Origin of the sequence: Mesorhizobium sp. CA7, from assembly GCF_020165015.1 — a bacterium.
Lineage (GTDB): Bacteria > Pseudomonadota > Alphaproteobacteria > Rhizobiales > Rhizobiaceae > Mesorhizobium.
In genome coordinates this window covers 182,391-209,095 of sequence record NZ_JAIUHH010000007.1, presented here as the reverse complement: position 1 = coordinate 209,095, position 26,705 = coordinate 182,391, and the positions used below count along the sequence as shown (strand labels likewise).

General features: G+C 62.5%; 17 protein-coding genes and 2 pseudogenes. 17 read left to right on the top strand and 2 right to left on the bottom strand.

The window, feature by feature from the left end:
• Positions 1–105: 105 nt before the first annotated feature.
• A complete protein-coding gene (locus LB552_RS16140) occupies positions 106–1,635 on the bottom strand; it encodes an ABC transporter substrate-binding protein (RefSeq protein ID WP_224608142.1) in 1,530 nt (509 codons plus the stop codon).
• 454 nt (positions 1,636–2,089) lie between these two features.
• On the opposite strand from LB552_RS16140, the gene LB552_RS16135 reads away from it, so the two are divergent.
• From LB552_RS16135 to LB552_RS16080, 12 genes and pseudogenes are all read left to right on the top strand, one after another.
• A complete protein-coding gene (locus LB552_RS16135; RefSeq protein ID WP_224608140.1) occupies positions 2,090–2,797 on the top strand; it encodes a 4'-phosphopantetheinyl transferase in 708 nt (235 codons plus the stop codon).
• 100 nt (positions 2,798–2,897) lie between these two features.
• A complete protein-coding gene (locus LB552_RS16130; RefSeq protein ID WP_224608137.1) occupies positions 2,898–9,215 on the top strand; it encodes a non-ribosomal peptide synthetase in 6,318 nt (2,105 codons plus the stop codon).
• Positions 9,208–10,905 (top strand): AMP-binding protein, encoded by a 1,698-nt coding sequence (locus LB552_RS16125; protein WP_224608135.1) that lies wholly within the window; start codon positions 9,208–9,210, stop codon positions 10,903–10,905. Before LB552_RS16130 ends, LB552_RS16125 begins: the two co-directional genes overlap by 8 nt.
• A 152-nt stretch (positions 10,906–11,057) precedes the next feature.
• Complete coding sequence (locus tag LB552_RS16120; protein WP_224608132.1) at positions 11,058–12,116, top strand: alpha/beta fold hydrolase; 1,059 nt, start codon at positions 11,058–11,060, stop codon at positions 12,114–12,116.
• A 320-nt stretch (positions 12,117–12,436) separates the two neighbouring features.
• Complete coding sequence (locus tag LB552_RS16115; protein ID WP_224608129.1) at positions 12,437–12,799, top strand: hypothetical protein; 363 nt, start codon at positions 12,437–12,439, stop codon at positions 12,797–12,799.
• Between the two features lie 623 nt (positions 12,800–13,422).
• Positions 13,423–14,556, top strand: a complete 1,134-nt coding sequence (locus tag LB552_RS16110) for a transporter substrate-binding domain-containing protein (protein ID WP_224528636.1) — start codon at positions 13,423–13,425, stop codon at positions 14,554–14,556.
• A complete protein-coding gene (locus LB552_RS16105; RefSeq protein ID WP_224528634.1) occupies positions 14,556–15,200 on the top strand; it encodes an ANTAR domain-containing response regulator in 645 nt (214 codons plus the stop codon). Before LB552_RS16110 ends, LB552_RS16105 begins: the two co-directional genes overlap by 1 nt.
• A 248-nt stretch (positions 15,201–15,448) precedes the next feature.
• Positions 15,449–16,294, top strand: coding sequence for a nitrilase family protein (locus tag LB552_RS16100; protein ID WP_224528632.1), 846 nt, complete (start codon positions 15,449–15,451; stop codon positions 16,292–16,294).
• Positions 16,295–16,347: 53 nt separating this feature from the next.
• Positions 16,348–17,499 carry a substrate-binding protein gene (locus LB552_RS16095; RefSeq protein ID WP_224608126.1) on the top strand — a complete coding sequence of 384 codons (1,152 nt, stop codon included), beginning with the start codon at positions 16,348–16,350 and terminating at the stop codon, positions 17,497–17,499.
• Between the two features lie 64 nt (positions 17,500–17,563).
• Entirely contained in the window at positions 17,564–18,397 is an 834-nt protein-coding gene (locus tag LB552_RS16090; protein ID WP_224528628.1) for a branched-chain amino acid ABC transporter permease, read from the top strand.
• A pseudogene (locus tag LB552_RS16085) lies at positions 18,384–20,162 on the top strand (ABC transporter permease subunit). The gene LB552_RS16090 and the pseudogene LB552_RS16085 overlap by 14 nt, the downstream one beginning before the upstream one ends.
• Positions 20,155–20,883, top strand: a complete 729-nt coding sequence (locus LB552_RS16080) for an ABC transporter ATP-binding protein (protein WP_224528624.1) — start codon at positions 20,155–20,157, stop codon at positions 20,881–20,883. Before LB552_RS16085 ends, LB552_RS16080 begins: the two are co-directional and overlap by 8 nt.
• A 296-nt stretch (positions 20,884–21,179) precedes the next feature.
• On the opposite strand, the gene LB552_RS16075 is transcribed toward LB552_RS16080, so the two are convergent.
• On the bottom strand, positions 21,180–22,157 hold the full coding sequence (locus tag LB552_RS16075) for an AraC family transcriptional regulator (protein WP_318012048.1): 978 nt from the start codon (positions 22,155–22,157) through the stop codon (positions 21,180–21,182).
• Between the two features lie 12 nt (positions 22,158–22,169).
• Here LB552_RS16075 and LB552_RS16070 point away from each other — a divergent pair, with 12 nt between their 5' ends.
• From LB552_RS16070 to LB552_RS16050, 5 genes and pseudogenes are all read left to right on the top strand, one after another.
• Complete coding sequence (locus LB552_RS16070; RefSeq protein WP_224608123.1) at positions 22,170–22,919, top strand: SDR family oxidoreductase; 750 nt, start codon at positions 22,170–22,172, stop codon at positions 22,917–22,919.
• Between the two features lie 203 nt (positions 22,920–23,122).
• A pseudogene (locus LB552_RS16065) lies at positions 23,123–23,368 on the top strand (SDR family NAD(P)-dependent oxidoreductase); the annotation flags it as partial.
• A gap of 1,178 nt (positions 23,369–24,546) precedes the next feature.
• Entirely contained in the window at positions 24,547–25,644 is a 1,098-nt protein-coding gene (locus tag LB552_RS16060; RefSeq protein ID WP_318012047.1) for a DUF3991 and toprim domain-containing protein, read from the top strand.
• A gap of 44 nt (positions 25,645–25,688) precedes the next feature.
• Complete coding sequence (locus LB552_RS16055) at positions 25,689–26,288, top strand: DUF1419 domain-containing protein (RefSeq protein WP_224608120.1); 600 nt, start codon at positions 25,689–25,691, stop codon at positions 26,286–26,288.
• An 11-nt stretch (positions 26,289–26,299) separates the two neighbouring features.
• Positions 26,300–26,698, top strand: a complete 399-nt coding sequence (locus tag LB552_RS16050; protein WP_224544558.1) for a DUF3085 domain-containing protein — start codon at positions 26,300–26,302, stop codon at positions 26,696–26,698.
• The last annotated feature ends 7 nt before the right edge of the window (positions 26,699–26,705 follow it).

Genomic DNA, 26,705 nt, shown 5'->3' with positions numbered 1-26,705 from the left:
TGATATCTCCGGGGCCGGTTTTGCGGGAATGGCCGCCGGACCGCGGCGCCTCCCGGATCATGCCAGGCTGCCTTCCCGCGACGGAGCGGGAAGGCAGGGGATTGGCTATTTGCCTTCCAGGTAAGCGTTCCAGAAATAGGGCCAGGGCGCCGGCGTGACGCCCTTGAGGTTCGGCGCCTCGGCAGCGAGCGCGTTGAAATCGCCGACCTTGTAAACCGCCGCTTCGTCGTAGATCACCTTCTGCACGTCTTCGTAGAGCTTGGCGCGCTTGGCCGGGTCGGTCTCGGAGTTGAAGGCATCGAGCACCTTGTGCTTCGCATCGCTCGACCACCAGCCAGGCGTGTTGTCGGACATGAAGCCGTTGAGCGACGGTTCGGCGAGAAACGGACTGTGGGTGATGTAGATGTCCCACAGCGCCGGATCGGTGCGGTTCTTGGTCAGTGTCGCCCATTCGACGACATCGAGCTCGACCTTGAAGCCGGCCTGCTCCAGATAGGCCTGAGCCACTTGTGCCATCTTGTAGTGGAACTCGTACTGGCGGCTGGTCAGGATGCGCAGCGGCTTGCCGTCATAGCCGGCGTCCTTGAGCAGTGCGGCGGCTTTCTCGGTGTCGCCCTGGGGCTTGTAGGCCTCGGTACCTGTGTTCGAATGCCAGGCGAAGCCTTCCGGATACATGGCACCATCGACCGCATAGAAATCCTTGGACCCGAAGGCGGCGAGCAGCATATCCTCAGGCGCCAGCGCCGCCTGGATGGCCTTGCGGATACGGATGTCGGAATTCAGCCCCTGTTTGGTGTTCATCACGAACACGGGCCAGCCGAACGGCTTCAGGATAAGCGGCTTTGTCTTGCCGCCGGAAATCTTGTCGTAGGATTCGACAGGAAGAGAATCGGCATAGGCGAACTGGCCGGCGACGGCGCCCTCGACGCGCGTATTGGGATCCGGAACCGGCACGAAGCGAATTTCGTCCAGATATTGTTTCCTCGCCCCACCATAGCCATCCGGCTCTCCGTCGCGGGACCTGTAGCCATCGAAGCGGGCGAGTTGGATGAACTGATCCGGCTTACGGTCCTTGAGCATGTAAGGCCCGGTTCCGATGAACTTTGTCAGCGGATCTTCGTCGGCATTCTCAGAGGGGATGATGATGGCCGCCGCATTGTTCAACGACAGCAGCGACAGCAGCGGCGCGTAGGGTTTCTTCAGTGTAATCTTGACCGTCTTCTCGTCGAGGGCGTCGAGTGAGCTTATGACGTCCGCCGCCTGCTTGCCGCGCGTCGCCACCTTCATCCAGCGTTTCAGCGAGGCCATGACATCGGCCGATCTCATATCCGAACCGTCGTGGAACTTGACGCCCGTCCTTAGCGGGATCGTGTAAGTCAGGCCGTCCGGCGATATCGTGGGCATGTCGGCGGCCAGGAGCGGCGTGATGCCCCACTTGTTGTCGAACGTATAAAGCGTCTCGTAAATGTGCTGGGTGATGATGCCGACCAGATCGGCGGTCGATGCCATTGGATCCAATGTCGGAGGCTCGCCGACGGTGGCGACGTCGATCACTCCCCCCTTCTGCGGTTCAGCCCATGCCAGCGCCGGCAGCAATGCGGCGAACGACGCGACGACTTGCAGTACGCGCTTCATTCGTTCTCCTCCAGGTTCCATTTTTATGGAATATATAGTTTAGTTACGCACTAAGCTTACGCCGATGGCTCGTCGCGTCAAGCGGCGAAGCCATTGCTGGTCTCGGGGCAAACAGGCGAGTTTGCGCCAGAAGCTGTCCCTGCCGGGTCGATCGCACAAAGTCAGCCGCAAGCGGACGGGAGGTGGATGTGTCGATATAAAGCTGCTTCCGGTTTGAAGGCCGGTTCATTACGCACTACCCGGCAACTATTGCCGTCCGCTGCGACTGGCTATCCATTCGGCTCCGCGCCAGATTCTTAACGTCGCCGCGCCAGCCGAGCTCTCGTCCCGACCCACCATGGCCCAGCGAACGGCCGGGTGACCTCTGCTAAATGAATGTCGTTGGCGACTTTGCGTCGACGTTCTGGTATAAGGCTAGACAGCATAAAGGACTGCGGTTGGGGCCGGCAAAGAAATGGTATTGCCTGTTGGGTCGGACATCCGCAGCGACTGTTCGGCCGCCCAGTTCGTGGCATCTTTTCGGGAGTTGGTGGCCGATGATATCGGCATCGAGGGTGGTGATTTCAAACCAGCCGATCGGGACCTGCCGCTCAAAGAGGAAGCACATCTGGGCAATGTTGTACCGGCGCGACGGCGTGAGTTTCGGGCTGGACGCCTTTATGCAAGGAAGGCCCTCCGGGGCCTAGGCATTCCTGAAACCGTGATTCCGATAGGGCCCGATCGAGCGCCGATCTGGCCGACAGGTGCCGTCGGTTCAATCTCTCACACCAGAAGCCTGTGCGCTGTCGCAGTCGGATTGTCCGCCGATTATCTTGGCATCGGCATCGACATCGAAGAAAATTCTTCGCTTTCCGGCGAACTGGCGAAACTGGTGACGCACACTTCGGAACTGAACGAGCGGGACGTGATCGAAGCGCGGCTGGGCTACGATCTTCCAAAGCTTCTGTTCGTCATAAAGGAAGCTTTCTACAAAATGCATTTCCCGCTCAACCGGCGCTTTTTGGCGTTTCGGGATGTTCGCGTGGAACTTGACGTGGAGAGACACGCAGCGAAAGCCGTGATCGTTTCGTCAAGCCGCTTTGTAGCGGCCGATACTTTCGACGGCCGGTTCGGCAGCAGCCATGGCACGTTGTTCTCGTGTTTTGCTCTCTCCGCGCCTTGACAGCCACGCGGCCAGCAAGCACTCAGTGATCCGAGCCTGGTGCTCCATTGGATTGAACGGTGCTGTTGCTGAATAACGTCCGATCTTGGAGCATGATCTGATGGACACGATACGTGGCCATGTGGATCGGCATGCGGGACAGAATTCGCGAACGGTGGCCCTTCTGGCTGCGGGACGCGCGCCTCTTACCTATCAAGGGTTGGCGCTCAAGATTCGCCGCATCGGTGAATGGCTGGCGCTGGAAGGCATCGGACCAGCCGACCGCGTAGCGCTTCTTCTGCCCGAGTGCACGGAAGCTGCTGCTGTGATCGTGGCGGTCGCAGCCAACGCGGCTTGCGCTCCCCTAAATCCCGCATGGCCCGCCGACGAGCTTGAATCGCAACTAAGCGCGGTGCAGCCCAAGGCGCTGATCGTGTCGGATGGCTGGCAATCGCCAGTGCTCGCCGTGGCGATTTCGTTGAACATACGCATCCTGCGACTGCATGTGGCGCGCGACGCGGCTCTCGAGCAATTCTTGTTAGCCGGCGCCAGCGGGGCACGTCGCGATGACCAGCCCAGGGCCACGCCAGACGATGCCGCGCTGCTACTTTTCACGTCGGGCACGTCGGCGCGGCCGAAGCTAGTCTCGCTGACACATCGAAACCTTTGCGTTGCGGCGCACAACATCTGCTCGGCGCTGGATCTCCGGCATACCGACCGGTGTCTGGGCGTGATGCCACTGTTTCATATTCACGGCATAAGCAGCCTTCTATCGTCGGTGGTATCTGGGGGCTCCTACATCAGTATGGAGGGTTTTTCCGCCGACAGCTTCTTCAGCTGTCTCAGCGAGTTCAGGCCGACCTGGTTTTCGGCGTCGCCCGCCATACATCGCACCATTCTCGATCAGATCCGTCTCTGCCCGGATGACCCTCGCCAGAGTGGACTGCGCTTCATTCGCTCGGCTTCGGCACCAATGCCGCCTCAGCTGATCGCGGATACTGAAAGAATATTCGGCGTGCCGTTTGTCGAGGCCTACGGAATGACCGAGGCAGCGCCGCAGATTGCGAGCAACCGGCTTCCGCCGTTCGAACGCAAGCTAGGCTCCGTGGGCAAAGCCGCGGGGCCGGAAATCGCCATCATGGACGAAACCGGGCGTCTCCTGCCGCCCGGCGCAAATGGCGAGGTGGTCATTCGCGGCGCCAATGTCATGCAGGGCTACGACGGTGACCCCGCCGCCAACCAAGCCGCATTCATCGATGGCTGGCTGCGGACGGGTGACATGGGCCATATCGACGCCGACGGCTATCTGTTCGTCACCGGGCGCCTGAATGACATCATCAATCGCGGCGGCGAAAAGATATCGCCGCTGTTGGTCGAGCAGGTCCTGCTCCAACACCCCGCGATCGCGCAGGCGGCTGCCTTCGGCGTTCCACATCCGGTGCTCGGCGAGGCGGTCGCCGCATCGGTCGTGCTCAAGCCAGGGTACGAGCAATTGGTGTCGGATCAGCAGATACGCGGCTTCGTGGCCGAACGGCTGGCGCGCTCGAAGGTACCGCAGAAGATCATTGTGGTGGAGGCAATCCCTGTCGATTCCGGCGGAAAGGTCAATCGCAGACATCTGGCCCTGACGCTCGATCCGCAACGACAGCTCGCGCAAGTCGATGCGCCACGGACCGGCAAGGTGGTTGCCCGAACCGCCACCGAGCGCCGGGTGGCGGCGGTGTTTGCCGAAGTGCTGGGGACCGAACCGCCCGGCATTCATGACGACTTCTTCGATCTCGGCGGTCATTCGCTGATCGCCATGCAGCTTCTCGCCAGGCTGCAGGACATATTTCAGGTCGGATTGCCGATCGACAGCATGTTTGAACGCCCCACCGTTGCGCGACTTTCGGAACGCATCGGCGAGCATATGGCCAATCTCGTGGCCGAGGGCACGGTGCGGCTGGAGCATGGACCGGTATCTGAGCCCGGCACGACACGCATCCCGCGGCGGCAAGTGGCGACGCCCGCACCACTCTCGTCCGCCCAGCAGCGCGTCTATTTTCTCGACGGAATGGGCGCCGGCGGCGCTTACAACATGTCGGCCTCGCTGCGGTTGACAGGCTCGCTCGACGAGCGCGCACTGGCAGCGGCCCTCGATGAGATTCGTCGGCGTCACGACATCCTGCGCACGACCTTTCACATGCGCGACGGCGAACCGGTGCAGGTGGTTTCCGAATTTCAGGAAACCAGTCTGATGGTGATCGATCTGACCGGCCACAATGCGCAGGTGCGCGCCGCCGAGGCAATGCGCCTTGCCAGCCAGGATGTCGCGGAACCGTTCGATCTGGCACAGGGCCCGCTTTTTCGCGCCAGGCTGATCCGGCTGGCATTCGACGAGCACTTCCTGCTGCTGACGATGCACCATATCGTTTCCGACGGCTGGTCGGTCGCTGTCCTCCATGCCGAACTGAAGCAACTCTACGACGCCTTTCATCACGACACGACGTCGCCGCTCGAAGACTTGCCGCTCCAGTATGGCGATTTCGCGGACTGGCAGTGGCGCGGCGTCGAGGCCGGGGAACTCGAGCGCCAGACCGGTTACTGGGTCCGCCGGCTCGAAGGACTGTCGCAAGCCTTCACGCTTCCGACTGACCGCCCGCGCCCCGCCATTCAATCCTATCGCGGCGGAACTCTGCAGGCCGTGATCGACCGTCAAACCACGGATCGCTTGAAGGTCCTCGGCCGAAGCCAGGACGCGACCCTGTTCATGATCTTCCTGGCGGCCTTCAAGACGTTGCTCTTCCGCTACAACGGGCAGGACGATTGCGTCGTCGGCGTGCCGATCGCAAACCGCCCGAGGAAGGAGCTGGAGCCGCTGATCGGGTTTTTCGCCAACACGCTGGTCCTGCGGACATCGCTTGCCGGCGACCCGCCCTTGCTGGCGTTGCTCGGCCGCATCCGGTCGACGGCGCTCGATGCCTATGCACACCAGGATGTTGCGCTCGAACGCATCGTGGAACAGCTGAAGATTCGGCGCGATCCCGGCCACACGCCGTTGTTTCAGGTGATGTTCGCGTTTCAGAACGTCCCGGAATTGCCAGGCTTGCCTGCACGATCGGCGACCGGCCACGCGACAGGACCTTGCTTCAATCTCGCGCCGGGCCTCGCGGCACAGCCTTTGAGCATCGACAAGGCGACGGCGAAGTTCGACCTCGCTTTGTACCTGTCGGAAAGCCCGGAAGGGATGTCCGCAACCTGGCAATTTAACGCCGATCTGTACGAGCCGGCCACCATCGACCGGCTGGCCCGGCATTTCCAGACCTTGCTCGAAGGCATAGCAACCGATCCCGGGCAAAGACTGTCGGAATTGCCCCTGTTGCCCGACGCCGACCGCCGCCAGATCGAAGTCGACTGGAACCGCACCGAAGTCGGAGAATTGCTTGGTCAGGATTGTGTCCAGCTGTTCGAGGCGCAGGTGGAACGAACACCCGAGGCCGCCGCCGTGTTGGGCAAGGACCGGCAGTTCACCTACCGCGAGCTCAATGAATGGGCCAACCGGTTCGCGCGGTACTTTCGCAGCCGCGGGGTTGCCCGCGAGACATTGACCGCGATCTGCCTGCCAAGATCAGGCGAGATGCTGGCGGTGCTGCTGGGAGTGTGGAAGGCCGGCGGCGCATTCCTGCCGGTCGACTCCGATCATCCGTCCGAGCGCATCGCCCTCATGCTGCATGATGCCGGCGTGAGCCTGCTCGTCACAGAAACGTCGCTGCTGGCAAAGTTCCCGGCCGCGTTCCAGATTGCGGGCGATCTTGCGGAGTCCGGCCGGACGATCTGCCTGGACGCCTGCAGGGCTTCCGTGGCGCAAGAGGATCCGCGCAATCCCATAGGCCTCTGCGCACCCGATGCACTTGCCTATGTGATCTACACGTCGGGCTCCACCGGCAAACCCAAGGGCGCTATGATCACGCAGGCCAATGTCGGCCACTATGCGCAGGCGATGATCCGCGCACTCGCTATCCGTCCGGACGACATCTATCTGCACACCGCTTCATTCTCGTTCTCCTCCTCGATACGGCAGTTTGCCGTCCCGCTTTCCTGCGGCGCTGCCGTGGCAATAGCATCGGCCGAGGAGTTGCGCGATCCGTATCTGCTGTTCGAGACGGTGCGCCGTCAGCGCGTCTCGGTGCTGGACCTCGTTCCATCCTTCTCGGCCAGCTGCCTGCAGGTTCTGACGTCGCTCGACCAATCCGTGCGGATAAGCTTGCTCGACAGTCATGTGCGGCTCGTGCTTTCCGCCAGCGAGCCCTTGCCCAGCGCCTTGGTCGAAAAATGGCGGCGGCTCTGCAAACCCGCGACAGAATTCATCAACATGTTCGGCCTGACCGAAACGACGGGGATCGTGACGGTCTACCCCATTCCGGCGGAGGGCGGCGTGGCGGGGATCGTCCCAATCGGGCGGCCGATCGCCAACACGCAGGCGTACGTGCTGGACACGTCCGGCCATCCGGTTCCGATCGGCATCGGAGGCCACTTGTACATTGGCGGGGCAGGAATCGGACTCGGTTACCTCGATCGTTCGGAGCAGACCGTCTGCAACTTCGGGCCCAATCCGTTCAGCCCGCATAAGGGCGAGCTGCATCGAACCGGCGACCTCGCCCGCTACCGGCCCGACGGGACGCTCGAAATTCTCGGCCGCGCCGACGAACAGGTCAAAATTCGTGGCTTCCGCATCGAACCGGGCGAGATCGAGGCTGCGATCTTTGCTTACCCTGAAGTACGCGAATGTGTCGTCGGTGTTGTGGAGGATGCTGGCGAGGACGATGATCTCGGCGATCGAAAACGCCTGGTCGCCTTCGTTGCGGCCAACGAGCCGCGTGATGCGGATACGGTTGCCCTGTCGCTACGGTTGCGCGAGCTTCTGAAGCGGCAGCTTCCGGAATACATGCTGCCGCAACGCATCGTGATTCTGCAGCGCCTGCCCCGCACCCCGAACGGCAAGATCGACCGGGGGGCTCTGCTCACCAGGGAGCCGCAGCCGTCGGTTCGTTCCAATGCTGTCGCGCATCCCTCGATCCGGGTCGATCCGCACGGGGTCGCACCTACCGACGTCGAGACGATCTTGGTGGAGATCTGGAAAAGGGTGTTGCGGCTCGATGAGATCGGGCTCCACGACAACTTCTTCGACCTGGGTGGCAATTCCATCCTGAGCATCAATATCGTTGTCGAAGCCGGCAAGGCCGGCCTGATCCTCGATTTGCGTCAGCTTTACCGGCACCAGACGATCGCCGATCTGGCGCGCGCTGTTGCCGTGGCACGGCACGATATCGGGCCAATCGTGGCCGCCGCACCGGTATCGAGCGAAAATGGCACGAAAGTTTTGGTGACGATCGAGAGCCTTCGCGCCTATGGCCGCGATGCGCTGACACGGGCCGGACTGAGCTCCGAGGGTGCGGCGATTGTCACCGAAGTGCAGCTTGAGGCAAGCCTGCGCGGACAGCCGACACATGACATGGTCAGCATTCCGCGTTATGCCTCAAGGATTGCTTCGGGCAAGATCAAAGCTCGTCCGCAAATCCGGGTCGAACACGAGAGCGCCACCATCGCGCGGATTGACGGCGACAACGGACCGGGCCAGTGGGTGAGCATGGTGGCAATGGACCTTGCCATTGAAAAGGCGAGCAGGCACGGCGTCGGAATCGTCGGCGTCCGCCGCTCCAACCATTTCGGCGCCGCCGGCCATTATGCATGGCAAGCAACGAAGCACGGTTTCATCGGACTCTGCACAACCAACGGACCGCTGATCCTGGCGCCGACAGGCGGCGTCACGCCAACATTTGGCAACAATCCGCTTGGTGTAGGCATTCCGGCAGGACGGCATTTCCCCATCCTTCTCGACATCGCCATGAGCGTCGCCCCGCGCGGCAAGATCGGCTTGTCCGTGGCGGAAGGCAGTCCGTTGCCAGCTGGGTGGATTCTTGACCAGTCGGGGCGTCCTTCTACCGATCTGGGCGATCTCGCCGCAGGACTTGGCGTGCCGATCGGCGGATACAAGGGCTATGGGCTGGCACTGGTGATGGAAGTGCTTGCGGGCGTGCTCAGCGGCGCGGGTTTCGGCCGTGATCATCAGCGAGACACGCTGCACGACAGCCGCCACGCACCGGACTACGGCCACTTCTTCATGGCACTTGACCCCGAGCGGTTCATGCCGGTTGGGGACTTTATCGAGCGCGTCGATCGCCTGATCGAGCAGACCAGGAACGGGGAACGCGCCGAAGGCGCCAACGAAATCCTGATCCCCGGTGAAATGGAATTGCGCGCCCGCCGGCAGAGCCTGAAGGAAGGTGTGTGGTTGCGCTCATCCACCTATAGTGCGCTCATCGCCTATGGACGCAAGGCAAAGCTCGAAGCTGAACTGGATGTCGTGACCGAAATCCGGCTTGCAGAGGGTCATGGCTGATCAGTTGCACGATCTTGCGCCAAATCAGAACGATCACATGATGACGTTCGACCGGGCCGAGCTGGAGGAGACCATCCCGGCGCGTTTCGACAGAGTTGTCCGCAGTCATGCCTCACACGTGGCGATCGGCGGCGAGCGGCAACAATGGACTTACGGCGAGGTCGACCGGCGTTCCAATCAACTGGCTCGCGCAATCCTTGAGCGCACGCAGCCAGGGCAAGGATGCGTCGCCTATCTTGTCGACCATTCGCCGGACATGGTGATCTGTGCGCTGGCGACGCTCAAGGCGGCAAAGGCCTTCCTTTGCGTTCATCCTGGAATGCCGCTTGCAGCGCAGCGCGACATCATCAGCGATGCTGCGCCGGATCTGCTGCTCGCCGGCGCGTCTCACGCAATGACCGCGCTTAGCCTTGTCGATGACCATAGGCGGGTTCGCCTGATCGAGGACATCGACGCGCGATATTCCGCGGATGCGCTGCATGTCCCGGTCAACCCAGGCGACCCGGCCGCAATCTTCTATACCTCCGGGAGCACCGGGCGGCCGAAGGGCGTGGTGAAAAGCCATCGCACCGTACTGCATCGGGCCTGGCTTTGTGCCCGATATGACGGGGTAACCTTCTCGGACCGTCAGTCTCTTCTGACATATTGCAGTTTCGCCTCATCGGAAGCGGACGTCTTCGGCGCGCTTCTGAACGGCGCCACGCTGGAACTCTATGACGCGGCATCGCGTGGTCTCGCCGATCTGAAGGCGTGGATCGACGAGCGCCGCATCACCCTGCTGCATCCGCCCGTCATGCTGTTTCGCAAGTATCTGTCGATGCTCGAGGGCTCGGGCCTGCATCCGTCGGTACGCCTCGTGGCGCTTGCGGGCCAAACGGTCATTGCCTCGGACGTTGAGCAATGGCGCCTTCGCTTCACCACGTCCTGTGCCTTGCGCCACCGTTTCTCTTCCACCGAAGCTGGTCACATCGCGGTGGCATCGGTGGCCCCAGGCGAGACACCTGCGGCAGGTACGGTACCGGCGCCGCGCCCGGTCACCGACAAATCTCTTCTGGTCATCGATGAAGATGGCCAGCCAGTCGAACCGGGAGGTGTGGGCGAACTCGTCATCCGCAGCGCTTTCCTGGCAGATGGTTATTGGCGGCAGTCCTCCGAAACGGCAAGGCATTTCGGCACCGACTCCAATTTTCCCGGCCAGCTTCTGTTCCATACCGGCGACATCGGGCGGCTATCGAGCGACGACAGTCTTGAATTCCTCGGGCGGCGCGACGAACAGGTCAAGATTCGCGGGTATCGCGTCGAAACGCGGGAAATCGAGCAGGCTTTCATGCTGCTTCCAACCGTGAACGAAGCAGCGGTCGTCACCGAGCTTCGGCAGGATGCGCACTCCCTTGCTGCCTTCGTCGTGATGAGGCAGGGAGCGTTGTTTGAGACTGGCGCCTTAAGAGCCGGGTTGAGGTCGATCCTCCCTCAATGGAAAATTCCAGGCCGAATCCAAGCGGTCGAGTCATTGCCTTTGACGCCGACAGGCAAGATAGACAAGCCACTTCTCCAGCAGTTTCTTCAGGCACGTGGCGGCCCCGTTGGGGATGGCCAGACCGTGCAATCGTCCGACAAGAAAGAGAACGCGCCGTCTGCAAAACTGATCAAGATCTGGAAAGGGCTTTTTGCCAGGACTGTCATTCGCTGAATGCGAATGACAATTCAGACCGGCTCAGGGTGTTTGGTCTCCCTGGGTAAGAATCCCTGTTAGTCGCACAGGCTGTACGTTAAAAGCAAAGGCATTCGATGTACCGCCCTGCTTGCAATCGGCGGAAAATCAATCGGTTCAGGGGCTTGCCGATGAACGTGCAGAAAATTATCCGCGCTGCTCAGGCAGCGCCAAGCATTGGGCCGGCGCATCTGATCGCAGGCATCTTTGCTGCGGAACTGCAAATTCCGAGTGCAGACATCGACGATAATTTCTTCGATCTGGGTGGCGATTCACTGACCGCGGAAACTGTCGTTCTTGCCGTTCAGAGCCGCTTCGGCATCAAGCTCCAGACCTCGGTCTTGCTCGCGGCGCCGACGCCGCGCGAATTCGGTAGCCTGGTCGCGTCCTTGAATCAGGTTCATCCGGCCCTTCAGCTCATCGTGCGCGTGTCCGGCAGCGCCGGCCATGAGCCGATCGCCATGATACACGGCATTTCGGGATCCGCCCTGTTTGCCAACCGTTTTGGCAAGCGCCTCAAGGAAAAATACGCGGTGATGGCGGTGCGTGGCATGGGGCTCGAACCCGGAGAGACGCCATACTCTAGCGTCGCCGAGATAAGCGCCAATTATTTCGACGGTCTGACCTCGGCCACCGGCCGACATCCGCATGTGGTCGGCGGCATATGTTTTGGCGGTCTGCTGGCCATCGAGGTTGGACGCCTCACCTATGATGCAACCGGCGAGCGACCGGCGCTACTGCTCATAGATCCACCGCCGCTCGGTTCGGCTTGGCTGAAACCGATGGCCGACAATCGCATGACCGCTCAGAGGCGGCGTCAGATCACGCGCAAGGTCGTCTACTGGCGCACGCTTCGCGACGGTTTGAAGGCAGTCGGGATGGGGCAGACATGGATTGGGCGCCATACGCGCCAGAAGGCGTTCAAAAGTATGCTCATCCACGCCGCTGCCGGCTTCTCGCCCTCATCCTATCCTTGTGACATCCTGGTTCTTGCCAGTTCAGAATGGGGCGCCGCAACCGTCGAGCAATACAAGGGCTGGGCGTCTGAAGAAACCAGGATAAAAACCGTTGTCTTGCCAGGCGCGCACGAAAACTTTCGCGAAGCCAATATGGAAGCGATCGACCACGAGATCATTGTGTTCCTGGCCGACAGAGATGTTAGACATGAGCCGCTTCCCTCCGGTTTTTGAGAACGTCCCTAGATTGGTGTTGGCCTTTGGCGGCCTGCTTTTCCAATGAGTGGTGAAAGTGAAGGCTCCACGGTCGAGGAATAGGAGTTGCTTGGGGTCGAACGGGAGCCCGGAAAGCCGGCTTTCGCGCTGACGGCCGACCGGACGAGGGGGCAATATGTCGGCTCGGCCTTCATCAGTTCAAGCGGGCCATCCGGGAGCGCCTATGGAATCGTTTCAAGAGCATGCCGGCCCAGCGCCGAAGGGCGTGAGGTGGTCATCGCCGTGTGAAGCACTTGCGCGGCGAGGAGGATAGGCGACCCAGGTCCGTTGGCAGAAAGGTGCTCGGCGACAAGATCAGCACGGCGAAGTGGCGCTCAAGGCGAAACTGGTACGTCGTCGAGGCACAAGACGAAACCATCGCTCCCGCAATGCGGGTGATGGAGAAGCGGGAGGGGAGCGACACGAATCTCGCTGGTCGAGAACACCCACCACGTAGCGATGCATCCAATGGACGAGGTTATCGCATCGCCGACGTGCTCCGCGCGGCCGGTTGCAGTGAAGCCGTCGCCAAGGCGGTGGAACGCTCGCCCAAGGGCGAGGCGGTTGGCCGAGAGGAACTGGCAGGCAAGGGATGGTTGCCGGGTATTCTGCGTTCGGCAGTAACCGAAGCGCCAGATAGCTTGGCCATGGCCGCCGAATAACCTCGGCACATTCACGGCAAGCCCGGACCGAAATCGATCCGGGCTTGCTTTTTGGGCAGCGAGGGTGCCCCGAAGCCCCGCCCTCGCGCTCCTTCCCGCATCGAGCACTTATTCGGAAGGAAAGAGGTTAGCTCTTAATCCAGCGCCCATTCAGGATATGTGAGGGTTTGAAGTGGCAGCGGAGAGGGCTACCGCCTTTCCCCCCACTCGGAGAGCGTGCGATACTTCTTACAGTGTCGGGCGTGATGGGCCTGTCTCGGTGCCGCAAAGACCGGTAAGGAACGGGAGAGTCTGAGCCGAAAGCTATCGAGACGTGAACGGCAGCTTTGCGCCTGATTTCGGTCATTCTAGTAGTGCCGTTCGCCCGCCAAAAGCGGACATCGCTGGTGCTTTGGATTTGGGCGAGTTTGCGCCAACATTGCTCGTTCAAAGTGGCCGCTACAATGGCGGCTGCTTGGTGGCATTCTTGACATTCGCTCAAACGAGACGTGCGCCTCGCTTTGCATTAACTACTGACCAAACGGCACGTCATCTGTACGCAACTAGAGCAACTATCCAATGACGATTGCCACAACGCCTCATGTGCAATAGGCCTTTGCCGGAAAAAGCAGGGGAGGATTGCCGTGCCAGGAACAGCCCAGACATGGCGTGTCGGCATCCTTTTTTCGCGCAGCGGCATCACCTCGGTCACCGAAAGCGAGCATTTCTACGGCACAGCGCTTGCAATCGAAGAGATCAATGCCGGCGGTGGCGTACTGGGGCGGCAGATCGAGCCGATTGCCTACGACCCGGGCAGCGACCCCGAGAGGTTTCGGTCGCTCGCCCGCAAGCTTTTGACCGAGGACGATGTTAACGTCATCTTCGGCTGTTCGATGTCGGGCAGCCGCAAGGCCGTGCTGCCGATCGTCGAGCGCTACAATGGCCTGCTCTGGTACCCCTCGATCTACGAGGGTTTTGAATATTCCGAAAACGTCCTCTACACCGGCGCCACGCTCAACCAAAACACCTTCGCGCTTGCCGACTTCATCCTGCAACGCTACGGGCCGCGCGTGTTCATGGCCGGGTCCGACTACATCTACCCGCATGAATCCAACCGGGTGATGCGCGACCTGCTGGAATGCAGGGGCGGCACCATCGTCGAGGAACAATATGTGCCGCTCGATGCCGACGAACCCCGGATGCGACGGCTGATGGCCGACATCGAAAAGGCCGGGCCGGACGCCGTCTTCTCGACGGTGATCGGGCGTAGCGCGCAGATCCTTTACAGGCTCTATGCCGAAGCCGGCATCGACCGGACAAAGCGGCCGATCGCCAGCCTGACGCTCGCGGAAGGCGAGATCCGGGTGATCGGGGCCGAACATTGCACCGGCCATGTGCTGGCCGCGCCTTATCTGGCGAGTGTCGACAGCGACGAGAACCAGCGCTTTGTCGGTGACCTCGCCCGCCGCTTTGGCGACAGGACAACCGCGACCATGTGGTCGCAAACGGCCTACACGCAGGTGCATCTGTTCGCTCGCGCGCTGGAGAAGGCGGGAACCCTCGACACATTCCGCCTCAGCCAGGCGGCGCTCGAAATCGACTATGCGTCGCCTGAGGGAAGGATGATGTTCGACCAGGAAAACCGCCACGTCTGGTCGACACCGCGCATCGGCATCGCCAACGCTGCTGGCCAGTTCGACATCGCATGGCAGTCGCAGGCGCCGATCCGGCCAGACCCTTATCTCGCCGCCACCCATTTCGAGGAGCCGTGGCTGTAATGACGGCGACGCTCAAACGCATCCTCAACGATCTGCGGCAAGCGAAGATCTTGGTCATCCACCCCAAGGACGAGGATGGCGCTGCCCTGGTCGATCACCTCAGGCGGTTGGGTTGCGAGGTCCGGGCGGCGTGGCCGCCGCCGGCGTCGATCCCGGGCGATATCGACACGGTGTTCGTGCAGGTGGGCGAAGCGCCGACCGATGCGATGGTATCACTCATAGAAGGCGTGAATGCAGCAGTTGTCGCCATCGTCACCTACGAAAGCCCGACTTCGATCAAGGCGATCATTGACCTCAACGCCCATGGTGTCATCACCAAACCGCTGCGACAACTGGGCGTGCTAACGCAATTTGCGCTGGCCCGCTATCGCTACGGCTACGAGGGGCGGCTGGCCAACAAGGTGCGCAAACTGGAGGATACGCTGAAAGGTCGCCGCACGATCGAGAAGGCGGTCAGGGTGCTGGTCGAGATGAACGGCGTCGACGAGGAGACTGCCTACAAGCTCATCCGCGATCAGGCGACATCGAAGCGGGTGGCGCTGGTTTCTGTCGCCGACGGCATCCTCGCGGCCCAGGAAGCGATGCGGGCTTTCGGCTTCGGAATTGCCACGCAAGGCAATCAGAAACAGCCGAACGATCGATAGGCCGCTAGCGGTATGCTGCGGCAAAAAGCTGGTATAACCAGCTGATTTTGCTTCGACAAATCGAAGTTTACACCAGCGGTTTTGGCCAGAATCTTTGGCCCTTGACGCGATCTGCCGTCCGTGCAACTTCTTAAAGCACGAGCGGGTTTGCTCATCGGCAGGAATGCCGTTTCACATTGATGGCTATGTAGCCCTTGGCTCGCGGATGACTTCCGCGCCCAGGGGTTTTTTGCGTTTGGAGACAGGCCTTGACGACACATGCGAAAGCGACGGCGGACCTACGTCTGGCCTGCATCCAGTTCCAGCCGGCGATCGGCCGGCTGGACAAAAATCTCAAATCGATGGACCGATTGATCCGCCAGGCCGCCGGTCTCGGCGCATCTGTGGTGGTGCTGCCGGAGCTGGCCGACAGCGGCTATGTCTTCGACAGCCACGAAGAGCTTGCCGAGCTCGCAGCGCCCATTCCGGATGGGCGCAGCGCCACGCTGCTCTGTTCGCTGGCCAACGAGCTTGACCTCCATATCGTCAGCGGTCTTGCCGAGCGGGACGGCGACCGCTTCTTCAATGCAGCCATGCTGTGCGGGCCATCGGGTCCCATCGGCACCTACCGCAAGCTGCATTTGTGGAACCGCGAAAAACTCTACTTCCAGCCGGGCAATCTCGGCCTGCCGGTGTTCGACACCGCGATAGGCCGGATCGGCGTGGCGATCTGCTATGACGGCTGGTTCCCGGAGACCTATCGGCAGCTGGCGCTGAAGGGCGCCGAGCTGGTCTGCGTGCCGACCAACTGGGTGCCGATGCCGGCCCAGGGCAACCACCCGGAGCCGATGGCCAACATCCTGCACAAGGCCGCCGCCCACAGCAACGGCATCTACATCGCCTGCGCCGATCGTGTCGGCATCGAGCGCGGCCAGCCCTTTGTCGGCAGGAGCCTGATCGTCGGCCCGACCGGCTGGCCGATTGCTGGGCCGGCCAGCGAAGCCGACGAGGAAATCCTCATCGCCGCGATCAACCTCGGCGAGGTCGCCAAGGCGCGCGCGCTGAGTGAGCGCAACGACGCCATCGGCGACCGCCGCAGTGACGTCTACGGATAACCAAGAAGAAGCCGGCACCACCCGGTAAGATCAACCAGAGAAAGGGGAATACCATGAAGAACAGAGCAGTGATCCTTGCATTCGCCAGCGCCGCCCTGACCAGCGCCGCCTTCGCCGCGGACGGACCGATAAAGATCGGCATCCCGGTCGGTCTCTCTGGCGCCAACAGCGTCGTCGCGCCTTCGGTCGTCCAATCGGCGGAACTGGCCGTTGCCGAAATCAACGCTGCCGGCGGCGTGCTCGGGCGCCAGCTTGCGCTGGAGATCGCCGACGATGCCTCGGGTGCGGCGGGGGCGCAGAAGGCTTTCGATTCGCTGGTCTTCCAGAAGGAGGTCAACGCCGTCATCACCATGGAGACGAGTGCTGCCCGCAATGCCGGCCTGCCGATCATCTCGAAGGGCGACATACCCTACATCTACACCTCGTTCTACGAGGGCAAATCCTGCAAGGCCAACCTGTTCGTCAATGCCTGGGTGCCGGAGCAGCAGGTGCCGCCGATCGTCGACAATTTCATGAAGACGCAAGGCGCCAAAAAATTCTTCCTGATCGGCTCGGATTACGCGTTCGGCCGCGGCATGCTGGAATTCGCCAGGGCTTATATCGAGAAGTCAGGCGCCAGTGTGGTCGGCGAGGAGTATCTGCCGATGGAAGGCAGCGACTGGACGGCCATCATCTCCAACCTGAAGAGTTCCGGCGCCGACGCGGTGATCACCTCGACCGCCGGCGGCGCGCCGAACGTCACCTTGACCAAGCAGTTGCGCGGCGCTGGTGTTACCATCCCCTATGGCAACCTCGCCGTCGACGAAGGGACCGCCAGGAGCATGGGTGCGGATGCTGCCGGCATCTTCATTTCCGCTTCCTATGTGACCAGCATCGGCAGCGACGCCAACAAGGCCTTCCTTGCCGCCATCGAGAAGAAGTTCGGCGCCGACCTGCGCACCCCCAACGACCTCTCAGTGCCTGAATATGAAGGCATCTACCTCTACAAGGCCGCGGTCGAGAAAGCCGGGTCGACCGATACAGCCGCTGTGCTCGCAGCGCTTGCCGAGGTATCCTTCGTCGGCCCCCGCGGCACGGTGTCGATGAGCAAGCAGCACCACGCTCCGCTGACCATGTATCTCGGCCAGGTAAAGGCGGATGGCTCGGTGACCGTCGTCGACAAATTCGAAGGCGTCGACCCCGGGCAACAGTGCCCGAACCTGTAGTCGCGCCTCTGTTCGCAACGGGGCGGCCCTGAGCCGCCCCGTTCCACATCATCGAGGACCTGCCATGACGCTTCTCCTGGACATGGTGACGACGGCGGCGATCCTGTTCATCGTTGCCGCCGGCCTGCTTGCAATCTTCGGCGTGCTGAAGATCATCAATTTCGCCCACGGCGCCTGGCTGACGATCGGTGCCTATTGCGCGGTGGCGACGGCCGGCCTCGGGCTCAATCCCTGGGCAGCGCTGCCGATCGCCTTTGCCGTCGGCGCAATCTTTGGCGGCATCACGGAACTGGTGATCGTGCGGCCGCTCTATCGCCGGCCGCTAGACGCCATTCTGGCGACCTGGGGGCTGGGCATCGTCATCGGCCAGCTGATCACGCTGTGGTTCGGGCGCGACGTGCAATTCACCTCCAATCTCCTCTCGGGCACGGTCGATGTCTTCGGTGTCGGCTATTCGCTCTACCGGCTGTTCGCGGTGGCCGCCGCGCTGGTGATCGGGCTTGCCTTCACCCTTCTTCTCGAAGGCACGCGGCTCGGCCTGTCGGCGCAAGCGGTGATCATGAACGAGATGCTGGCCCGCGCGCTCGGCATCGACACCGCCCGCGTGCGGCTGGCCACCTTCATGGTCGGCACCGGACTGGCGGCACTTGCCGGCGTGCTGCTGACGCCGCTGACCAGCGTCGATCCGAATATGGGCGTCGCCTGGCTGATCGGCTCGTTCATGCTGGTCATGGTCGCCGGATCGTCCTTCTCGACGCTGGCCATCGCCTGCATTGTCTTCGGTGGCGCCCAGGTTCTGGTCAGCACCTTCGTCAGCCCCATTCTCGGCGGCATCACGGTGGCGGTCCTGTGCGCCCTGGTGTTGCGCATCAGCCCAAAGGGATTTGCCCGTGCCTGAAAACCGTTCCATCCCACCGAGGGTCTGGCTGTTTGCAGCCCTTGCGCTTGCGACCGCGGTCGTCGTCGTCATCGGACCTGCGCTGTTCGATCGCTTTACGCTCAACGTGCTGACCCGCTCGATGATCTACGCCATGCTGGCGGTGACCGTCGACATTCTGTGGGGCTACACCGGCATCCTGACCTTCGGCCAGGCGGCGTTCTTCGGCACCGGCGCCTATGCCAGTGCCATGGTGCTGAGCCATCTCGGCTCGACGCCCGCCCTTCTGGCGCTGGCGCTTGCCCTGGCAGTCATCGTCCCTGTGCTGCTCGGCGGTTTCGTCGGCTGGCTGTCGTTCGGCCATGGCTCGACACCGCTCTATGCCACGGTGATCTCGTTGGTGGTGCCGATCGTGGTGATGCAGCTGGTGTTTTCGGGCGGAGTGTGGACCGGATCGAGCAGCGGACTGGTCGGCTATTCCGGCCTGCCGCTCGGCCTGCCGGGTTATTTCCGGCTCACCGGCATCTGCCTGATCGTCACTACAGTCGTCGCCCAGGTCTTCACCCGCTCCGATGCGGGCAAGCTGCTTGTCGCCATTCGCGACAATGAAGCGCGCTGCGCCTATCTCGGCCTCGACCCGCAGCGCCTCAAGATCGTGCTGACGGCGCTGCTGGCCGGCGTCGCCGGCATTGCTGGCTTCCTCTATGCCAATGCCTCCGGCGTGGTGGCGCCGGAAAACACCGGCTTCGTCTTCGGCACCGAGATCGTCATCTGGACCGCCCTTGGCGGCCGCGGCACCATTATCGGGCCGGTCATGGGTGCGATCGGCATCGATTATCTCAGCGCCCAGCTGTCCGGCGATCTGCCCTTCCTGTGGAACCTGGTCGTCGGAACCCTGTTCGTGGTCATGATCATCCTGTTGCCGAACGGGTTGGCGCAACTGGCCAGAATGGCCCTGCCGCGCCGCAATCGGCAGCAGGCCAACGCCGCCGGCAGCCCGGCCATCACCGTCGCGCCGGCCGGGAACGGCAGCACCGGCGACAACCGCGTGCTCTCCGTCAGCGGCCTCGGCAAATCCTTCGGCAGCCTGCAGGTTCTGCAAGACATCGACCTCGACGTGAGCCCCGGCGAACTGGTCAGCCTCGTCGGCCCCAATGGCGCCGGCAAGACGACGCTGATGCGCTGCCTCAGCGACGGCACCGAGGCCACCACCGGAAGCGTCAGCATCGCCGGCCAGAACATCGATGGCATGACCCCGGACAAAATCGTGACGCTCGGCGTCGGCCGAAAATTCCAGGTGGCGAGCGTCTTCGACAGCCTGACCGTCGCCGACTGCCTGCGCACGGCACGCGCCTAGCGCCAGGCGCCGAGCCTGCTGCGCCGCTCCGCCACGCTTGGACTGCCGGCAGCCGCCGCCGATATTTTGCGCTCCACCGGGCTCGACCGTATGCTCGGCCAGCCGGTGTCGCTCTTGTCGCATGGGCAGAAACAGAGCCTTGAGCTCGCCATGGTGGTTGCGCTCGAGCCAAAACTCATCCTGCTCGATGAACCGACGGCCGGACTGACCAACGTCGAGCGTACCACCATTGGTGCCACGCTGCAGAAGCTGACGGGGGAGCTTGGCTTTGCCGCCATCCTGGTCGAGCACGATCTCGATTTCGTCCGCGACATCTCGACCAGGATCGTCGTTCTCCACCAGGGCAAGCTTGTCCTTGACGGCAGCGTCGCCGACGTCGTCAATTCCGAAACGGTCAGGACGATCTATTCGGGAGCCGCCCATGCTTGAGACCAGAGAGGCCAGAACCACCTTGCCGAAACTCTCGCTGTCGAACGTTTCGAGCGGCTATGGGCCGGTTGCCGTCATCGAGGCGCTGTCGCTTTCCATCGCGCCTGGGCAGATTTTTGCGCTGATGGGCAAGAACGGCATGGGCAAGACCACGGTGCTCAAAACCATTTTAGGCTTCGTGGCGCTGCGTTCGGGCGACATCAGCCTTGATGGGGCGTCGATTTCAGGCGTTTCCCAGGCCTCGCTGATCGCATCGGGCGTCGGCTATGCGCCACAGGAGCAGGCCCTGTTCCAGGATCTCAGCGTGCGCGACAATTTGCGGCTCGCCCTGCGTTCGGATCGCGGCTTTGCGCAAGCGGTAGAGCGGGTCTACGGGCATTTTCCGTTCCTGCGCGAGCGCCTGTCGCAACGCGCCGGAACGCTGTCCGGCGGCGAGCAGAAGATGCTCATCCTCGGCCGTGCGCTGATGCTGCAGCCGAAGCTGCTTTTGATCGACGAGATTTCCGAAGGCCTGCAGCCCTCCGTCGTCGAACGCATCGCCACAGCTCTCAAGGAAGAACGCCGGGCCAACGGCACGACGATCCTGATCGTCGAGCAGAACCTGCCCTTCGCGCTTGGCATCGCCGACAACTGGGCGGTGCTAAAACTTGGCCATATCGACGATGCTGGGGATGTAACCGAGGGAACGGCGAGCCGAGTTCTTCAGCATCTGAAGATCTAAGCCGTATCCGGCCCAGATACTCCAAACCCATTCGTTCCCCTGCACTGCGACGCTGTGGCCGGCGATTTGCAGAAGGAAGCTCGCGGCGACGGAATGTCCGAACCGGCAACCAAGACAATATCCGGGTCAGGGCGCATTCCGACTTTTCAGTCTGGAGATCCGAGTGTCGCCCAGGCCAGCTTCTCGACGAAGCAAGCGGAGTGCAGCAATGTCCGCTTCTAGCTATTTGTAACCTAAAGCTGCCGGCCCGCTGTCGGCCCCCACTGGCACAGCTATGAATACCTGATTTCGCCGCTTCAAGCACCGCGGGCGTATTGCGCTGGCGGCGCCCCCACGCACCGCGAGAAGGCTGAGCTGAAGGCACTCGTCGAGCCATATCCGGTCTTCGCCGCAATCTGCGCGATGCTGTGCTGCCGCGCTCTAAGCATGTGCTTGGCCAGCGTCATCCTCCAGCTTTGCAGGTATTCCATCGGCGCCATGCCCACCACTCGGTTGAATCGCGTGAAGAAGGCCGAGCGGGACAGCCCCGCCTCACGTGCCATCTCGGCGACGCTCCATGCGCGATCTGGCGCCGCGTGGATGGCGCGCAGCGGGCCGGTCAACCGGTCGTCCGCCAGCCCGCGCAGCAGGCCTGGCGTGGCACTCGTCTCGGTCGCAGAACGCAGAGCTTCGATCAGTAGCACCTGCAGCAGATGTTCCAGAACCACGTCGCGTGCCGGGCGATCCGCTCTCGCCTCGTCCCGCACCAGTCGCGCCAGGTCGCCAAGACGCTGCTCGCCCCGCACCATGGCCATATCGGGAAGCAGCGACACCAGCAGCTCCGCATCCGGGGCGCCGAAGCTGCAATACCCGATGAGCTGCTGCACCTCGACAGGGGCATCCTCTGGCCCGATCCGCACTGATCCGTCCGGACGGATCAAAGGGCGGCTTTCCAGCCCAGGCGGCGGTTCGGGATCGGCGCTCGACATGGAAAAGCTCTGCACCGCCGGCACCAGCACGAAATCGCCTTGGCAAAGGTTCATCGGCGGCTTGCCGTCCACCTCGAGACGCGCCTGACCGGCAAGGAGCAGACAATAGTAGACCTGTCCAACCTCGGTCCGCCGTACGCGCCAGGGGCCGGAAGCGTCCACCAGCTTCGAAAAGGGCGCGCGCGGACGCAAAAGGGCGATCACTTCTGAAAGCGGATCTGACATTTCGGACTTTCGATAAACAATCACGGACATGCGATTATAGAAAGTTCGCTCCGCAAGGTCGATATCCAAAGCATCCAACAACGGAGACACCCCATGAATACCGTGATGATCACCGGATGCTCCTCTGGCTTCGGGCTGGAGACCGCGCGCCACTTCATCGACAAGGGCTGGTCGGTCGTCGCCACGATGCGCAGCCCGCGCGAGGATGTCTTGCCCGCCTCCGATCGACTGCGCATCCTGCAACTCGACGTGACCGAGCGCGATGCGATCGGCCGCGCGGTCGAGGCAGCAGGTCCGATCGATGCGCTCGTAAACAATGCGGGCATCGGCTGGATGGGACCGCTGGAGGGCACGCCGGAAGAGATAATCCGCGAAATTTTTGAGACCAACACTTTCGGCACGATCGAGATGGTCCGCGCCGTGCTGCCGCAGTTCCGGCAACGCGGAGCGGGGACGATCGTCAATGTTTCCTCCAGTACAACGCTGAAGGCGCTGCCGCTGCTACCGATCTACACGGCCAGCAAGGCTGCGGTGAATGCCTTTACCGAATGTCTCGCGCTGGAGCTCGAGCCCTTCGGCATCCGCACGCGGCTGGTCCTGCCCGGCCAAGCTCCAGGGACCCGTTTCGGGGCAAACGCACGCGGCAAGATGGCAGAAGCGGGGGGCATTCCCGAAGCCTATGGCCCCATTGCCAAGCAGGTCTTTGCCGCTCACGCGGCGGCGGCGACCACGAAGACCACCGAGCCGGCGGACGTGATTGCGGCCATTTGGCGGGCAGTGACCAAGCCGGACTGTCCGTTGCGCCAGGCCGCAGGCGCTGATGCCATGGCTCTTGCCGCATGACGGCAGGAATGCTGGGGCTCCGGCACTTCGGGTCAGGCGGCGGAACACTTTGCCGGTGTCGCGAATCTTCCGCTTCGCCGGCAGAACCTGTCTGAATGGTGGGGTCTGCCCACATGCGGCAAAGGGCTGGATCGAGCCGTTTATCGTGTCCGATTCCAATGACAGCAAGGCGTCGTGAGCTGAATGGCTGATTTACCAATTGGTCGGTTGCGCGCGAACTGGCTGGAAAGAAGGTGCGCATCAACGCCCTCAATCCGGGGCCGACCGACTCACCGATGCACTCCCATATCGACCCGGCCCTCAAGGACCGCATCGCGGCCAACCTGCCGATACGCCGCATGGGCCGGCCCGAGGATATGGCTGCCGCGATCCTGTTCCTGTGCTCCGACGCCGCGAGGTTCGTCTACGGCGCGGCGCTCGACGTGGATGGCGGCTCGATGTTCCGCTGAGCGGCATGGCGTCAGTCATAGGAGAGTTTTACGCGGCTATATGGCGGTGGCGTATTTGGCTTTGGATGCCATCAGCATCCAGAAATTGCCTTGGCGACGCACGACTCCGCGGCATTTCTCACCCGATTTCATTTGGGTATCGGTGACATCGAAACCAGGATTGCTGGAACCGGGACTGGTCGTTTCATATGGTGCCCTTCGCCGGGGGCTGTCGGTCCCGCATCCCGCCTTGACGGCGGCGCTATGCTGATGCTCCTTCGGCCGCCCTGTTGAACCGGTCTCATGGCCACGAACCTGCTCCAGCACCGAACTGACTTGTTTGCGCTTACGGACATTTCGGTGCCTTCACCTTGTACGCCCTTTTCACATTGGTCAGGAGAGCAGTGGGCTCTCCCGACGGAGAGGCCTAGAAGGGCTGGATTTTTAGCGACGGGTTGATAACAGAAAGCGAGGAGCAAAGGCCTTGCTCTCCTGCCGAAGAATGCCAGTACGGATCGCACCTACAGCGAAACCAACGTGCTTATCGCGGGGTGCCGTCGCGGAAAGCGGATTTCCAACTCAAAGGGTGGTTAACCTATCGGGTCTCGCGCTCAGGAGGCGTATGGCGTGGCGATCTCTCGGCGCGAAAAATCATAGCTCTAAAGACATTACATCGCTTCGGCCCGGCAAGGCAGAACCTGCGCCGCCAGCCTGTCGAGCAAGGAGGCGATTGATTTGGCATCGGGGCCGCCGCATCTGGCTTCCGGCGTTCAGGGCTTTCTCGATTCTGCCGGGCCGAGGCCAGAACATCATCAAAGCTCGGTGCCGCGCCGAAAATCATGGCGGTCGTGTTTACATAGTCGCGGGCGAGCGTCAGCAAGGTTCGCAGTCCGTAGAATGCTACAAGTTTCAGACAAGACCGCGCGCAGCGCCAGGCTGCCCGTGCCGACTACCATTGGGTCAAGATGGGCTGCGAAGTCGCCCGAATCGCTCAGTTTGCGGAAATGGACATCGACGCGGTGCGTGCAGTGGTCGCGGAGGAAGAGCATCACCGAAACTGACGGCGGCGCACCGTGCCGCTTGCGCGCCAAGGCCGGCAAGGGAAGCTGCGCCGCGGCGCAACCCGTCACTATCATCGCGTTGCATGCCGCGCCCTTGCCCGCCTTGCGCTTCGCGGCCTCCTGTTCCTGCCTGATTGTTTGGGCGAGGACCGGATAGAAGGGAGGCGCTGCGAAGGTGCGCGGGCGGAAATGGAAAAAGCAGAAATTGAAGGGCTGAAGGACAAGGTACCCTGCGCTGCGGTGCTGGAGCGCGCGGGGTTCGCCCTCGACGTCAAGCAGAGCACGCGCAAGGCGATGAAGTATCGCCGTGAGGCGTCGATCATCATCGTCATCCATGACGGCAAGGGCTGGTTCGACCCGCTTGGCGACGACAAGGGCGATGTCTTTCGCCTGGTCGAACATCTTGAGAAGGTGCCGTTCGTCGAAGCCATGAACGACGTCGCCAACCTTGTCGGGTTCGTGCCGTCCGAGCCGGTCTGGCAGCGGGTGTCCCGCCAGCGGGAGCCTGACCTGTCGATACCGGAGCGCTGGCACGCACGGCGCAGGCCGTGGTGCGGATCGGCGACCTGGCGCTATCTCACCAAGGCCCGCCATCTTCCCGACCGCATCGTCCGCGCCGCAATCAGCGCCGGCGTCCTGCGCGAAGGCCCGCACGGCTCGATGTGGGCTGCCCATATTGACACCAACGGCACCGTTACGGGCTGGGAAGAACGCGGACCGGACTGGCGCGGCTTTGCCACGGGCGGCGCCAAGGTGCTGTTCCGCCTCGGCAGTCCCGATGCGTTGCGCCTTTGCGTGACCGAAGCCGCGATCGACGCTATGAGCCTTGCCGCGCTTGAGGGCTTCCGCGCCGACACGCTCTATCTCAGCACCGGTGGCGGCTGGTCGCCGGCAACCGATGCGGCGCTCCGCGCGCTTGCCGCCAAGCCGGGTATTGAGCTCGTCGCGGCTACCGACAACAACAAGCAGGGCGACATCTATGCCGACCGCCTGCTCGGACTGGGGGAGGAAGCTCAGTGCGGCGGTGATCGCCTTCGACCTATAGCGGATGATTGGAACGCCGATCTGAGAATGAAAGCGGAAGCAGGAGCGGAGGAAGGAGGAAGCTGCCGCATGCCCGCCGGTCGCGTCAAGGGTGAAGCTTCGCCCGGCTCGCGCCGGCCCTTGACCCGCCCGGGCGGAGAGGCGGCCGCGGGGGGAGGGTCCGGAAGAGCCGAAGGGGATGGTGATCCATAGGGGATGAACCGCGCTCCGGCTCCGCACAAGGCCAGGAGCCTCCCATGACCCAATCCTTCATCCGCAAGGTCTACTTCGGCGTCGCCGATCGCCGGCAGATGTTCCGCCTCTTCGACCGCCACGCCCAGCGGCCCGATCGCTGGGAGAATGACGACAGCGGCCTGTTCGCCGGCGAGTGGTTCGAGATCGCGCGAGCCGAGCACGATTACATGCTCGACCTGCTGCCGCCGCTCTGGATGCGCGGCGAGATGTTCGCCCTTCGCGAGTCCCTCACCGAGAGCCTGACCAGCGTCTTCTACACACTGCGCATCAACGGCAGGACGCGCTACTTCCATGCCTATTGCGACCTCGCGCGGCTCCGCTCGCCGGTCGAGATGCGCGACGCCATCGTCGAACGCGAATCCTGGCCAGTGAAGGCGATGACGCGTGCGGAGCGCCTCGAGCATGTCTGGAGCGCAACCCATGACGAGTACCGCGGCTACGCCGGGGAGCGCTTCGGAGCCGAGCATCGCGGCAAACGCACCATCCTCGTCTATGGCCTGGGGACGCCCGAGCAGAAGTTGCTCGACGACCTGACCGACGACGAGATCGCGGCCAAGCTGCCGGTGCATCTCAGGAACCTTCCCGTCCGCGCAGCGGCGTGAGGGAGGCGGCGATGTTTACCTTTCCGATCGTAGCGGTCCGCAAGGTCATAGAGCGCGGCATCGAGGATGCCGCGGCCAATGACGGTTTCCGCAATCCCTACTACGGCACCCGCCCCGGCGAAGGCGAGAGTCCGGGTCTGTGGCTGGTCGGCGACGAGGGCGTCTACATCATGTCCAACGGCAGGCTCGTCGAAGGGACACGCGCGCTCGTCGTCTATTCCGAGCAATGCCACCCCAGGGGCGACGTTGACTGGTGGGACTACAAGCGCCGCCACTTCGGCGCCGATGACGGCCTCGAGTTCATCGAGGCCGAGCGTCTGCTTCCGCTGTTCGACCGCAACCTGCGGGCTACTCACCTCAATGTCGAACTCACCGAGACCGAAATCGCGCTCTCGCTGATCACCCGCTGACTTCCCA